Origin of the sequence: Halovenus amylolytica, assembly GCA_004015825.1 — an archaeon.
GTDB lineage: Archaea > Halobacteriota > Halobacteria > Halobacteriales > Haloarculaceae > Halovenus > Halovenus amylolytica.
In genome coordinates this window covers 1-13142 of the sequence record SAYS01000031.1, presented here as the reverse complement: position 1 = coordinate 13142, position 13142 = coordinate 1, and the positions used below count along the sequence as shown (strand labels likewise).

16 protein-coding genes and 1 pseudogene are annotated in these 13142 nt (G+C 57.3%); 7 read left to right on the top strand and 10 right to left on the bottom strand.

The features are described 5' to 3' along the window. Nucleotides 1-21: 21 nt before the first annotated feature. A complete protein-coding gene (locus EOW68_RS17545; RefSeq protein WP_128226454.1) occupies nt 22-834 on the bottom strand; it encodes an aldo/keto reductase in 813 nt (270 codons plus the stop codon). A gap of 127 nt (nt 835-961) precedes the next feature. On the opposite strand from EOW68_RS17545, the gene EOW68_RS17540 reads away from it, so the two are divergent. Further along, nucleotides 962-1348, top strand: coding sequence for a nuclear transport factor 2 family protein (locus tag EOW68_RS17540; protein ID WP_128226453.1), 387 nt, complete (start codon nt 962-964; stop codon nt 1346-1348). A gap of 19 nt (nt 1349-1367) precedes the next feature. On the opposite strand, the gene EOW68_RS17535 is transcribed toward EOW68_RS17540, so the two are convergent. Further along, complete coding sequence (locus tag EOW68_RS17535) at nt 1368-2327, bottom strand: ArsA family ATPase (protein ID WP_128226452.1); 960 nt, start codon at nt 2325-2327, stop codon at nt 1368-1370. A gap of 191 nt (nt 2328-2518) precedes the next feature. On the opposite strand from EOW68_RS17535, the gene htpX reads away from it, so the two are divergent. After that, nucleotides 2519-3394 carry a zinc metalloprotease HtpX gene (gene htpX, locus EOW68_RS17530; RefSeq protein WP_128226451.1) on the top strand — a complete coding sequence of 292 codons (876 nt, stop codon included), beginning with the start codon at nt 2519-2521 and terminating at the stop codon, nt 3392-3394. Nucleotides 3395-3490: 96 nt separating this feature from the next. Then, entirely contained in the window at nt 3491-4096 is a 606-nt protein-coding gene (gene pspAB, locus EOW68_RS17525) for a PspA-associated protein PspAB (protein WP_128226450.1), read from the top strand. Nucleotides 4097-4190: 94 nt separating this feature from the next. On the opposite strand, the gene EOW68_RS19110 is transcribed toward pspAB, so the two are convergent. The 7 genes from EOW68_RS19110 to EOW68_RS17500 form a co-directional block, all read right to left on the bottom strand. Further along, complete coding sequence (locus tag EOW68_RS19110) at nt 4191-4370, bottom strand: DUF7972 family membrane protein (RefSeq protein ID WP_489666327.1); 180 nt, start codon at nt 4368-4370, stop codon at nt 4191-4193. Between the two features lie 212 nt (nt 4371-4582). Beyond that, nucleotides 4583-4726 (bottom strand): hypothetical protein, encoded by a 144-nt coding sequence (locus tag EOW68_RS18995; RefSeq protein WP_431359036.1) that lies wholly within the window; start codon nt 4724-4726, stop codon nt 4583-4585. Nucleotides 4727-4841: 115 nt separating this feature from the next. Next, entirely contained in the window at nt 4842-5423 is a 582-nt protein-coding gene (locus EOW68_RS17520) for a SprT-like domain-containing protein (protein WP_128226449.1), read from the bottom strand. Nucleotides 5424-5470: 47 nt separating this feature from the next. Continuing rightward, the gene (locus EOW68_RS17515) at nt 5471-6784 is read right to left on the bottom strand and encodes an amidase (RefSeq protein WP_128226448.1); all 1314 of its coding nucleotides are present in this window, start codon (nt 6782-6784) and stop codon (nt 5471-5473) included. A 267-nt stretch (nt 6785-7051) separates the two neighbouring features. Next, complete coding sequence (locus tag EOW68_RS17510; RefSeq protein WP_128226447.1) at nt 7052-7435, bottom strand: DUF5518 domain-containing protein; 384 nt, start codon at nt 7433-7435, stop codon at nt 7052-7054. A gap of 79 nt (nt 7436-7514) precedes the next feature. Then, nucleotides 7515-7943: a dual specificity protein phosphatase family protein gene (locus EOW68_RS17505; RefSeq protein WP_431359035.1), complete on the bottom strand. Its 429-nt coding sequence runs from the start codon at nt 7941-7943 to the stop codon at nt 7515-7517. 204 nt (nt 7944-8147) lie between these two features. Continuing rightward, complete coding sequence (locus EOW68_RS17500; RefSeq protein WP_128226445.1) at nt 8148-9482, bottom strand: 5'-deoxyadenosine deaminase; 1335 nt, start codon at nt 9480-9482, stop codon at nt 8148-8150. 421 nt (nt 9483-9903) lie between these two features. On the opposite strand from EOW68_RS17500, the gene EOW68_RS17495 reads away from it, so the two are divergent. From EOW68_RS17495 to EOW68_RS17480, 4 genes are all read left to right on the top strand, one after another. After that, on the top strand, nt 9904-10326 hold the full coding sequence (locus EOW68_RS17495) for a universal stress protein (RefSeq protein WP_128226444.1): 423 nt from the start codon (nt 9904-9906) through the stop codon (nt 10324-10326). 97 nt (nt 10327-10423) lie between these two features. Next, nucleotides 10424-11176 (top strand): proteasome assembly chaperone family protein, encoded by a 753-nt coding sequence (locus EOW68_RS17490; RefSeq protein ID WP_128226443.1) that lies wholly within the window; start codon nt 10424-10426, stop codon nt 11174-11176. A 133-nt stretch (nt 11177-11309) separates the two neighbouring features. Further along, complete coding sequence (locus EOW68_RS17485; RefSeq protein ID WP_431359034.1) at nt 11310-12428, top strand: Na/Pi cotransporter family protein; 1119 nt, start codon at nt 11310-11312, stop codon at nt 12426-12428. Nucleotides 12429-12469: 41 nt separating this feature from the next. Then, the gene (locus tag EOW68_RS17480; RefSeq protein ID WP_128226442.1) at nt 12470-12892 is read left to right on the top strand and encodes a universal stress protein; all 423 of its coding nucleotides are present in this window, start codon (nt 12470-12472) and stop codon (nt 12890-12892) included. A gap of 128 nt (nt 12893-13020) precedes the next feature. Here the strand turns inward: EOW68_RS17480 and EOW68_RS17475 are convergent. Continuing rightward, a pseudogene (locus EOW68_RS17475) lies at nt 13021-13142 on the bottom strand (IS1595-like element ISHti5 family transposase); the annotation flags it as partial.

Here is a 13142-nt window from a genome sequence, read left to right as displayed (position 1 = left end):
CTGCCGAATACGTCGTGACCATCACAGACCCAGGGCGTCACGAAGTTTGCTTCCGAGACCACGATGGAGTTCGAACACCCGTTCCATTTCCTCGTCAGTGAGTTCGAAGTCGAAAATCTCGATGTTCTCTTTGAGATGCTTGCGACTGGAGGCTTTCGGAATCGCCGAAACCATATCCTGTTGCACCAGCCATCTGAGCCCGACCTGGGAGGCCGATTTGTCGTATCGGTCGCCGATCGACGCCAGAGTCTCGTTTTTTGCGACCTTCCCTTTCGCCAGTGGACTGTAGGCTGTTGCCATCGTATCGCTCCCGATGCAGTACTCGATAAGATCAGACTGGCCAGTGAACGCATTGTACTCGACTTGATCCGTGAGAATCGGCACATCTGACACTTCCCGGGCCTCCTGTAACTGACCGACAGAGAAGTTGCTGACGCCGATGTGACGGGTTTTCCCCTCGTCGTGGAGTTCGGTCATCGCCTCCATCGTTTCCTCGATCGGAACACTGTGGCTGGGCCAGTGAATCAAGAGCAGATCGACGTACTCCAGTCCGAGTTTGTCCAGGCTCTCCTCTGCAGACTGGATGAAGTCGTCGTACGCCAGGTTCGACCGCCAGACCTTTGTTGTGAGGAAGATTTCCTCCCGATCGATCGCTGCCGATCTGATCGCCTCACCCACTTCACGCTGGTTGTTGTAGTACTCTGCAGTGTCGATGTGTCTGTATCCCAGATCGAGTGCCTCCTGGACGACGTCGACACAGGACTGCCCCCGCAACTGGTAGGTCCCGAGCCCGATTGCAGGGATGTGTTCACCGTGCGCTGAGACAAACTCCATAGAACACCATTCCACTTCCAGCGATATGAACGAACCGCCGACCGCTCCAGGAAACATCTCTCTGAACTGGAATCGAGACGGAGAGGTGTACCCGGAAGGATTTGGCCGTCGACCCCGTTCTGTCGGTATGGACGCACGGACAACTATCACCGAATACTACGAGTCACTCCGCGCTGGCGATCCACTCGGTCGGTTTTTCGCCGACGAGCGGTCCGAGGACGACCCATACGTAAAGTTCGGTATCTCCGAACACCTCGTTGGCAGCGACCAGATCGAGGTCGGTCTCCGTTCCCAAACAGAAACGACGACAGACTGGGCGGTGACCAGCCACGAACTCCAAGTCACGGAACGCGAAGAGCACGCCTGGTTCGGCGATACGGTTTCCATGGCCTGGACAAATGTCGAGACAGAAAAACGCCTGGAGTACGAAACCCGCTGGAGCGGGACACTGGAGAAACGCCCAGCGGACTGGCAGTTCGTCGGGATGCACGTGAGTACTGCAGACCAGCTGTAGCCTTCAGGCACCGAAACAGTCAGTTCTCACCGGATTCGACTGGTCGTTCTGCCGTCTCGACCAGTGCACCGATTTCCCCCAGTGCATCCAGGTCGGTTAACTCACCGGGTTTGTCGGGTACTGTCCGGAGTTCGAGTGCCGGAACTGCGGTCCGGAGTGTCTCGATTGCTTCCTCCTGGACCGTCTGGCGCGATTGACACCGATGACAGGAGCCGGGATCTTCGATTACCTTGTTCACGACGAGACAGGTCACTGGAATCTCGAAGTTCCGGAGCTGTGTCACCAGCCGCTCGGTTTCTTTCACAACCATCGGTTCCGGAATCGTGACCACACGGAACTCCGTCCTGTCGGGGTCACGGAGTACTTCGGTGAGCAACGTCATCTGCTCACGGAGTTCGGTGAATTCGTCCGAGTCCTCCGATCGCCGTCGGGCCATCGGCCCGAACAGCATCGTCCGGGCGGTGTCCACTTTCCGGCGGACCTGCTCACGGATATCCAGCGCAGCGGCTGCACCCTCGTCCATTACCGAGGGGAGATCGAGCAACCGGAGTGTGTGTCCGGTCGGTGCAGTATCGAAGACGATCCGGTCCCACCGATCGGTACCGAGAAACCTCGTCAAGCCGTCCAGTGCGGCTAGTTCGTCACTCCCGGGCATGATTCCGGATGTAAAGAGCGACGCAACCTCATCTTCGTCGAGTGTGATGCCGGCGTCGGCCAGATCCGATGCCAGCAACTCGAACAACGACCGGTACCGATCGACACCTGTCTGGGGGTCGATTTCTACCCCCCAGAGATTGTGTCGGATTTCGCTGGGCTCACCACTGAGATTCGCGTCGGTCGCATCGCTTAGAGAGTGTGCTGGATCGGTCGAGACGATCAACGTCTCGTAGTCGTTCCGGGCCAGCTCCACGGCAGTTCCGACCGCGACCGTCGTCTTGCCGACACCACCTTTCCCGCCGTAAAGAATGATCTCTGTCATTAGTTTCTGTTGGAATTCCAGTATCTTAATCCAGATGGTGGCCTCGTTGGTAGCTAGATCGGGCTTGCCTCACAGAGTCATGCGATTGGTGTAATCGTAGCTCCCTCTGTTCGTTAACTGCCCTGAGTACCACAAGTGTAAGGGTCATCGCCACCGTACTACTTAGTAGGAGTTGACACTTAGAATAAACTATGCAGTGGCAAACAGACTGGGGATTGCGAGCGCGGATGGGTGTGACCATGTTCCTGCTCGCCGCCCTGTATCTCGTATTTATCGGCGTACTGACCGTCTACTTCGAGAGTCTTCTGTTAGTGGTCATTATGATGGGACTGTTCTCGTTCGCCCAGCTGTTTTTCAGCGATAAACTCGCGCTCCGCAGCATGGGCGCACGGGAGGTCAGCGAAGAGGAGTATCCGGATCTCCACCGGGCAGTCAGCCGACTCTCCCAGCAGGCCGACCTCCCGAAGCCGACGGTCGCCGTCGCAGATATGGACGTCCCGAACGCGTTCGCGACTGGTCGCTCACAGAAGAACGCCACCGTCGCTGTTACCAGTGGCATCATGGAGACGCTGACTCAGGAAGAACTCGAAGGTGTCCTGGCACACGAACTAGCACATATCAAGAACCGCGACGTGATGGTGATGACTATCGCCTCGTTCCTCTCGACGATCGCGTTCATCATCGTCCGCTGGGGATGGCTCTTCGGCGGGGGCGGCCGCGACCGGCGTGGTGGTGGCGTCATGGTTGCGGTCCTCATCTCACTGGTGGTCTGGGTCGTCTCGTTCATTCTCATTCGCACGCTTAGCCGTTACCGGGAGTTCGCTGCCGACCGTGGCGGTGCACTGATCACCGGGCGACCGTCGGCACTCGCCAACGCACTCCTGAAAATCGACGGCCGGATGGACAAGATCCCCGAGAGAGATATGCGTGACCAGGCGGAGATGAACGCATTCTTCATCATCCCGATCAAGAGCGGCTTTATCGGAAAAATTGCCCGGACACACCCCTCGACCGAGAAACGGATCGAGAAACTCCAGGCGTTAGAACAGGAACTCGAACAGGGCTAATACTGCTTCGGGACTCGCTTTGTATCCACGTGATGTACTGGCAACTGAAACCGTCTGAACGGCGGAATTAAGGATTCGGAGCGCTGATTCGGAGACATGGGATTATTCGACGGCCTCAAAGCCGTTCTGGGATTGCGTGCCGAAGCCGACGCGACCCGTGATGCGGACCCTGACGACCTCTTCGGGATGAGCACGGCCTACGTGACGATGGAGGCCGACCTCGGTTACGAGCCGACAGGTGATGCAGCGCTCTGTTTCTCGGCGGTCGACAGCACCGACTTCGAGGACGCCGTCACCGACGTCGAGGCAATTCTGGAAGCCGGCGAGGTCGAAACAGGAACACGGGCCAGATTCGTCCAGGACGACCACGGCTACGACTGGGTCGTACTTGAAGATGACAACGTCGAAGACCTGGTAACGAGTATCCACTTCGCTGCCGACACACTCGTCGAATCCGGCTTTGGATCACGCCTTCTCGCTGCGCTCTTTGCCTTCGAAAAAACGGAAACGCCCGTCTACTGGGTGTATTCGTTCCGACGCGGGGCCTACTACCCCTTCGCACCGACGGGCAGCCACGAGCGCGACAGCAGTGCCGAATTCAAACTCGAAAGTGTGCTCGACGGCGAACTCGATCTCGAAACGAACAAGGAGTACTGGTATCCGATGTGGCCCGATAGCCCCGGACAGCATCCCTGGGAGTGATAACAACTGGAACTCATACTGCCGGCTGTAAGAAACTGAAGAATTGCGCCACCCCGGCGTAGCGCATATCTTTCCGAATGTACAGCCGGCAGTATCAATCGCTGTCGAACATTTTATCAGGTAGACTAAATGTTCCGACCGATACAGTGTACAGCGATACTGTTGCCACCCGAAGCAGGGCCGCGACCAGTATGGCGAGCGGTGAGAGGACTATCCCGGTTGCGACGATTACCATGAGTGGCATGTGTGCCGGATCAATCGTGGTTGGTAAAATCCAGCGGGTGACTGCATTATTTGTACACGCTACGCCCCAAAGTACGTTGGTCGCCAGAGCTGATTCAAACTAGGTAGCGAGGCGGATTCCCCGCCCCACCGTGGGCGGGGTTGAAGATCGGTTCTTACTGCGGACGGACGGAAGACTCAATTCCATCGCTAAGAGAGTGGCTGCTTCGATGTGACGATACATTGAATCATCGAGAACGCATCTTACTGGCGAACGAACAGAACCATGAGCCCGAGAATGAGGAGACCAATACCCCACCAGAGAGAGTCGCCGGGCAGGCCGATCAGAATAAGGGTCACAATACCGGACGATATCAACGACCAGCCGAGGGTCGTCTGATAGCTCATACGAAATACATGTTCTGGAAATGTTTAAAATCAGTGATATTATGGGGCGACCACTGTCCACGGTGTGACGAAACGGTCTCTCCCGAGTAGATTCACCCTCGGTTCTCCGGGATGCTCAACAGGAGTTGTTGTGATTCCTGTCAGTTAGCACGACTCCGTGTTCGTCTCTCACTCCGACATCCACAGAATCACACTGTTGGCAGTACAGCTCTCCATCGATCCCCGCACGGACAGTCTTGCACATTCGGTGTCGGCCACCGATGAAGCCACAGTTCGGGCAGTGGAACGTATAAGAGTAATCTTCGACGCCGACTTCGTAGTGCTGGCTGCATCGTCCGTCTAGGTTCAGTGGTTCGACCCACTGCTTGAACGACTGGCCGTGACCCATCTCGACACCCGCGGTCTGGTGCTGGTAGACGTGTACCAGTTCGTGTCGAATCGTCTCTTGGATCGCCTCGAACCCGGCACGGTCGTAGGTTCTCTCCGAGAGACGGACTGTACACCTGTCTTCTCCCTGAGTGATGCAGATCCCGTGTTTTCGTTTCATTCTCGTGCTCGTTTCGAAGGTAAGGCAGTCGAGATCTACGTGATCCGGAGTCAGTGGCCACTCTGCGCCGAAGATCACGTCGTTCGCATATTTTCGAGCACGAGAAGTAAGGCGGTGTGAATCTCCGAGCGATCCGGCCACTGCACTCATATACGAGTCTCAACGAATCCGGTTCGCAAAGACTTCCCGGATCGCTCCTAGATCGCTGTAGTTAGTTCGTCTGCCCACGCGAGCAACTCCTCGTCGGCACCGAACCGCGCCGCACACTGTATCCCGACTGGTAGGCCGTTCTCTACTGTCCCGGCTGGAATCGAGATTGTAGGTACACCGGCGTGTGTCCACGGCAGATTCATCACCGGATCACCCGTATCGTCGATCCCGTCGGGGGCTGGTCCCGGTGCTGCGGGCGAGATCCAGATCTCGATACCGTACTCGTCCATCGTCGCGTGGAGTGCGTCACGGAGATCGGTACGACCCTCCCGCCCCCAGGCGATTTCAGATGCTGTGATCCGCTGGCCACGCTCGATTAGCTCGGCGGTGGCATCGGCGTAGTGGTCGGGGAATTCGGCGTACCACGATTCGTGGGCGATGGCCATCTCGGCGGCCATGAGTGTCTCGTGTCGTTCGTTGATCGCGCCGATATCTTCGAAGATATCGATACGCTCGATCTCGTAGCCTGCCTCGGCGAACTGCTCGACACTCGATTCGAATGCCCTCCGTCCCGTCTCGGTTGCCTGCTGGAGATAGGCTCCGTCTGGAACCCCCAGTTTTGGTTTCTGACGCGGAGTCGGGATCGATTGCCACTCGTCACACAGGACAGCAGCCAGCAGCTGTGCTCCCTCGATATCCTGCGTAAAGTAGCCGACCTGATCCAGCGACGGCGAGACGTGGATGAGACCATCTGTCGGGACCCGGCCGTAACTCGGTTTGACGCCGAAGACGCCACAGAAGGCTGCAGGTCGGGAGATCGATCCGATTGTCTGTGTCCCGACTGCTGCAGGACAGAGCCCTGCGGCGACCGCGGCTGCCGACCCACTGCTCGATCCACCTGGTGTGTGGGCCGTATTGTGTGGGTTTCGTGTCGGCCCCGGTTCGAAGTAGGCGAACTCAGCCGTGACTGTCTTCCCGAGAGTTACTGCACCGGCCTGGGTGAGACGTTCGATGACACTGCCCTCCTCACCTGTCAACTGCTCCGGTGGGAGATCGGAACCTGCCCGAGTGTCGAGTCCGTCGACGTGGAAAATATCTTTCACTCCGACGGGCACTCCGAACAGTGGTGGTCGACTCCTTGGATCTGGATACTCCGTTTCGAGTTCGGTCGCTCGGCGTTCGATTCGGTCCCAGCGGGAGGATTCCGGGACGAACGCCTGGATCTCTGGGTCCACAGCTGCCAAAGCGGACTGTCGCTGAGTCAGTTCCGCACCGAGACTAGTACGGCCCTGTCGCAACTGATCGGCAGTCTCTGCAAGGTTCGCCTTCTGAATCGTCCGTCCGGAGTTGCTCTCGGTCATCGTGATTGTCCCTGGTGTGCTATCGTACAATCCCTTTGGGGTACTTTACTAGGTTTGCCCTTGCTGGCCAAAAATCTACATCCCACACTCCTCACGTCGGAGATGGTCACGGAGAGCTACTCTCACGCTCTTGACGATCCAGATCCGGTGTCGACGACCACGGTGCATAGTTCCCGAGTCAAAAGCCCGCTTCCTCGCATCGCCGGTTTGGACCAAATCAGAAAGAAGTAGCAGATGTGGCTTCGAGTTCGACTCGACTGCTGGTTCTCACAGTGATTCCTGGCTCTCGTCGGTAGTCGATAGGTCTTCCCGGAGATAGACGACGAGATAGCCACCGAGTGCACCGAGTCCAACGCTCCATAACAAGAATACGGGGGTTATAAAGAACAGAATAATAAACAGCTCCGGGCCACCGGGGACGCCCATCGCTCCACCAAGAAAGATGCCAAAGAAGAAAAATCCGAAAAACAGGAACGGAAGAAACGACAGCGCGCCCGAGAGGGCCCCGACCTTGGCACCGCTGGTCCGGGATTCGCGCTGGAGATATCCTGCAACTGCCCCGCCCAGAATGGGTGAAAATCCGGTGGCTGAGAGGACTATCGTCACAACTGCGCCGATAACGGCGTTGATGAGTGTATCACCTTTGCCCATAGTTTCTCTGCGGCCCCTAGTTGCTTAATTATTCACCCACACTGAAACGTCATGGGATGGCTCTTCGGATCGTCTTTTTCTAGCTGTTCTCGGATCGGTATCTACGGCCGTGTGTTCGCAGATCCTCGTTCGGGTTCACTTTTGACCGTACATCTTCGACAATCTCCAGTGCATCGTCGAACGAGAGTCCACGCTCGGCAGCGATCGTCGCGGCACACACAGCCGGACTCCGTGAGACGCCCAGATGGCAGTGGACGAGTGTGTTTCGACCAGCCTGGAGCTGTTCCCGGACAAAATCGACTGTTCGTTCGAAGTACTGGTAGCTTGCGTCACCACCGTATTCGTCCTGTGTTCCATCTGCCATCCTGAAGTGTTCGTACGAGCAGTGGACTGCATCGCTCACCTCGTCCTGGCAGGTCGAGATCACGATATCGATCTCATCCGGGACCGAAAAATAGTCGACCGTATCGATATCGCTGACCCACAGTTGGTCGGTGATTCTGTCCATAGTTACGTTTCGTGCCGGTTTGAAAAAATAGTTATTCGTCATGGACGCCAGTGAGAGTTCCACAATATTTTGCCGTGGTGTGCTGACGTGATGCAATCCGGGCTAACCAGCCGCCGATAGTATTGGATTCCGTCGTTTTGATAGCAACAGCGAACGCTGGCCCGGTCGAACTAACCTCCCGATATCGAGGTCACGAATAGCGGATCAGGGTTTCAGTCTCTGGGCGTTCTCGCGTGCCTCTTCCAGATCCAGGGAGTCTGCGATATCGTTCGCTTCGTCTCTGATTGCATCAGCATCTGCGACGATTACCTCGCCATCCTCCATGAGCACCTCCCCGTCGACGATCGTTAGCTCGACGTCCTCACCTCGGGCGCCGTACACGAGATGTGAGAGTGGGTCGTACAGCGGCGTTGCACGTGTCGTCTCCGTCGAGAGTCCGATGACATCGGCACGCCAGCCCGCTTTCAGCTTGCCGAGTCTGTCGAACCCGGCCGCCTTGGCACCACCGGTGGTTGCCATCTCGAAGATAGTCTCCGCGTCGGCGATCGTTGGATCCAGCTGATCGACTTTCTGGAGTGTGCTGGCCTGTTTCATCTCCGTGAAGGGATCGAGCGTATTGTTACAGGGTGGGCCATCGTTGCCGAGTGCGACGTTGATACCACGGTCGAGATAGTCCACAACTGGTGCGACTCCACTTGCGAGTTTCATATTCGAGGACGGACAATGCGTGACGTGCGTTCCGGTTTCGGCCAGCAGTTCTCGCTCAGAATCGTCGGTCCACACGCAGTGTGCGAGGACGACATCCTCGCCAGTCAGTCCGACCTCGTCGAGCCAGTGGATGTTGCCCATCCCCGTGTCGGCCTCGACAGTGTCGATCTCGCTCCTGTTCTCGCTGGCATGAGTATGGATCCGAACGCCGTCGTAGCTGTCGGCCAACTCCCGGCACCCACGCAGACACGCCTCGGTACAGGAGACGGCGAACCGCGGTGTGACGGCGTACCGGATCCTGTCGCCGAAACTGCCGTGGTATTTTTGGATCAACCGTTCGGACTCGGCGAGTGCATCCGCCGTCGCTTCGAGCAAGCCGTCGGGTGAACGCCGGTCCATCAGGACCTTCCCGAGCAGTCCCCTGAGTCCCATCTCACCCGCTGCTTCGAACGCGCGGTCAGCGTGTGCCACGGAGAGGTGATCGATCGCTGTCGTGGTGCCCGTCTCGATCAGTTCGAGATAGCCGAGTCTGGCTGCAGCAGCCATCTCGTCGGCAGTGAGTGTCGCCTCCATCGGGAGGATGTAGTCGAACAACCAGTCGAAGAGTTCGCAATCTTCCGCGATCCCACGCCCGAGACTCTGGACCGAGTGGATATGTCCACCGACGATTCCGGGCATCACGATATCTGTCGTGAGTTCCCGATGGTCCGGATACTGCTCGGCCAGCCGTTCGCGGTCTCCGACTGTGCGGATTGTCTCCCCCTCGATCAGCACACACCCATCTTCGATGACCGTCGAAGAATCAGCGATAACGGTCCCCGATACTCTCATTCCGACCGTATTTCTTGAAGATTACGTATATATTCTTTGGTGGTACTGATACTGCCGGCTGTAAGAAACTGAAGAATTGCGCCACCCCGGGGTGGCGCATATCCTTACGAATGTACAGCCGGCAGTATGAACCCAGACACCGACCTGTTCCGCGATCCTTTCCACGCCCGCCAGCGCATACCCGTGGACGGTGCAGAAATCTGCCGGGGCACCGCCTGTCGCAGGGGCGTCGACCGAGGCTGTAAACCAGTCTTTCGAGGGCCGGACTCGAAAAATCAGCCAACCCGTTCGGATTTATACTTGTGACCGGTCAAAGTGGCCTACCACCCCATTCTCCTCCCATCGTTTTTATTTTCCACCGGATTACCGGTAGCCGGGAGCTGTAGGTGAATTGATAAGCCACCCTCCCGTAATGGTAAGTATGTACGACAGAATCCTGGTCGCAACAGACGGGAGTGCAGACGCGAACCGTGCAGTCACACACGCTCTCGAACAGGCCGAACAACACGATGCGGAGCTGAATGCCATCTTCGTGGTGGACACCGATCGGTATTCAGAACCAGCCCTGAGCAGCCTGGAAGCAGAAACACAGGCAGTCGAAGACTGGGGGAATCAGCAACTCGAAGAAATCGTCGAGCGAGCAGAAGCACTCGATATCGAGACCACGACTCGATGCTGCCACGGAAAGCCCTACGTTGAGATTATCAATCATGCTGACGAGGTCGATGCAGATCTGATTATCCTGGGGTACCACGGTCAATCCCACACCAAAACCCAGCAGATCGGCAGTGTGACCGACCGTGTCGTTCAGGAGGCGGGGCGACCGGTGCTGATTGCAGCCTGAAACGGCGACCGTCGAATCAGCGTCGGTTTCTCACTCACTGGAAACCACGAGCACGAATTAATGTTAGCCACGCGAAAATTACCGTGGGTGTCGAGTAGTGACACAAAATCCATCCACGCGTTTCGAAACGAAGACCGAATTCACAGCCGAATCACCGACGCTTATCGAGGGTCTCCCCGGATTGGGAATGGTCGCTTCGATTGCCGTCGACCAGATTACGAAACAACTCGAATTAGAGCAACATGGCAGTATCGTTTCAGACGATTTCCCACCAGTCGCGCCATTCGACGATGGCCGGGTTCGTGACGCAGTGCGAGTCTATGGCGGGAGGAATCCAGACGTGATGACTCTCCAGAGTGACGTGCCGATCCCACCGAATGCGTTTGGTTCGTTGAGCCAGTGCGTTCTGAGCGATGTGGCCGAAGAGTTCGAACGGGCTGTTTTCCTCGCCGGGGCACCAGCAGAATCTGAAACGAGTAGCGGGGAGGTTATCGGTATTGCCACGACAGACCGGCTAGAGACCGCACTGACCGACGCGGGGATCACGTTAGCGGAGGGGTCAGGTGTCGTCGGAGGCGTCACTGGGGCACTCGTCGCCGAGTGTTACCGGGAAGATGTGCCAGCAGCAGTCCTCATCGTGCGATCGAACCCATATATTCCCGACCCCGGGGCCGCACACTCGGTCATCGAAGACGCACTGGAGCCACTCGTCGAGTTCGATATTGATACACAGAAGCTCCTCGAACAGGCTGAAGAGATCCAGCAACAAAAGAAACAAATCGCCGAGCAGCTACAACAGTACCAGCAACAGGAAGAACAACAGGCCCAGACTGCGGGGATGTATCAGTGATTGTCCGGTTGGGTGAAACTGGCAAACGTCTACCGGTTTCCCTGACTACCCACGTCGAGCCAACAGCGCGCTGTGGTGAGTGTTCATCACACGGGTCAGAATCAAACGGACGCTGACTGTAATCAATCGAGACATGACCAGGTCGGACGAGTTATCTGAGGGCCAGACGGGAGCCGCGAGGGTACTGACCCTGTTGGTCGAGGTGGGGCCACTCTGGATCGCCGCGCTCGCAACGGTCTTGCTGTTCCTGTTTGCCGTTCAGCTACTCGGGACGGCGATTGAAGCAGCGGAGCCTTTCATCGAGCGGATCCTCCGTCGAGTCGTCGTCGGCAACGGCTCCGCACTCGGGCTGAGCTGGCTGACGACCTACGCTCTGACGAACGGCTCGGTCGTCGCGGCGCTTACGGTGACGCTGCTCCGATCCGGACTCGTTACCGTCCCGGAGTCGTTTCTGATGATCGCTGGCTCTCGACTCGGCGGCGGGGCTATCGTCGTCTTTATCGGTGTCCTCGATTATCTTCAGGAGCGTCGTGGACGAACTCTGACCGAGGGGACGAGTCTGGGGCTGCTCACCTTTCTTCTCACGTTCTCCATCTACCTCCCGGTGACCGCGTTCGGACTTGTTGTCCTGGTGATGTTTCAATCGGAGCTACTTGCAGCGACCAGTGGGCTGGATCTGTCCCTCCAGACACTGCAGTACTTCGAACCAGTTACCGTCTTCGTGACACGCACAGTCGGGCCAGGGTTGGCAATGGTCATCGCGCTCGCCTTGCTGTTCGGAAGCCTCTGGCTGTTCGACGAACTGTTAGAACACGTTGACACCGAAACGGTCCGAACCTACATGTTCCAACATTTCGAGCGGCGATGGGTGGCGTTCGCTATCGGGCTGTTGATCACTGGTCTCACGACGAGTGTTGCCTTTTCACTCGGCATAGTTGTGCCGTTGTACAACCGGGAGTTCGTCCGGCGCGAGGAGATCGTGCCGTACATCCTCGGCGCGAACGTTGGGACGCTTTTCGACACACTGGTCGTGGCGTTCGTGCTGGAGACGACCGCCGGTGTCGCGATCGTCCTGCTGGTGATGGGGCTGGCGACGCTGTTCACTCTCGTCGCGCTTGTCACCTACGAACCGTACACCGCAGTCATCGATGCCTGGCAAGATAGACTCCTCGAGGACCCCCGGTTCTTTCTGGCATTCGGACTGTTTCTAGTTCTGCTCCCCCTCACTCTCTTGCTGGTGGGGCATCTCTGAACAACGCCGTCCAAACAGTGCTGACTGACCAAACTCAACCAATGACAGTTCACATCCTCGTTCCGATGGATCGATCGCCGATGGCGAAACGAGCACTCGAACACGCCGTTTCTCTGCACCCCGACGCCGAGGTCACAGTCCTGTACGTCATCGACTATATCGAAGAAAGCTACAGCGCCCGGGCACTGGTCGGGACCGATGAACTTCGTGAACGGGCCGACGAACGCGCCACAGAGCTGTTTGAAGCGGCTGCGGAGATTGCCGACGGGCATGGCGTAGAAATCGAGACACGGACTGCTGTCGGCGACCCGTCACGTGAGATTGTGGCCTTCGCAGACGATCACGATATCGATCAGATCGTTATCGGGAGCCACGGTCGGTCGCCGATGTCTCGCATTCTACTCGGGAGCGTCGCCGAGACGGTCACTCGACGGGCACCAGTACCGGTCACGGTTGTCCGCTAGGCCAGTAGGTCACACGTAGGACACGGGTCAACAACCCGACGCTGACGCGGTGGCGTCCTGTGCTGGTGCCGCTGTAACGGCTGTATTTATTAGGAGCGTATGGAAGCTGGTAGCGAATTTAAATGCGCTCATCTGTAGAAGTCAGTACTTAGGATTTTCTCGAACCACTGGTCTGTGTTGAGTGTGAGGCTGAGGAAGTTCAGATAGCCCTGTAAGTGGTGTTTTGAGACACCTCGGAACCTTCGCAACC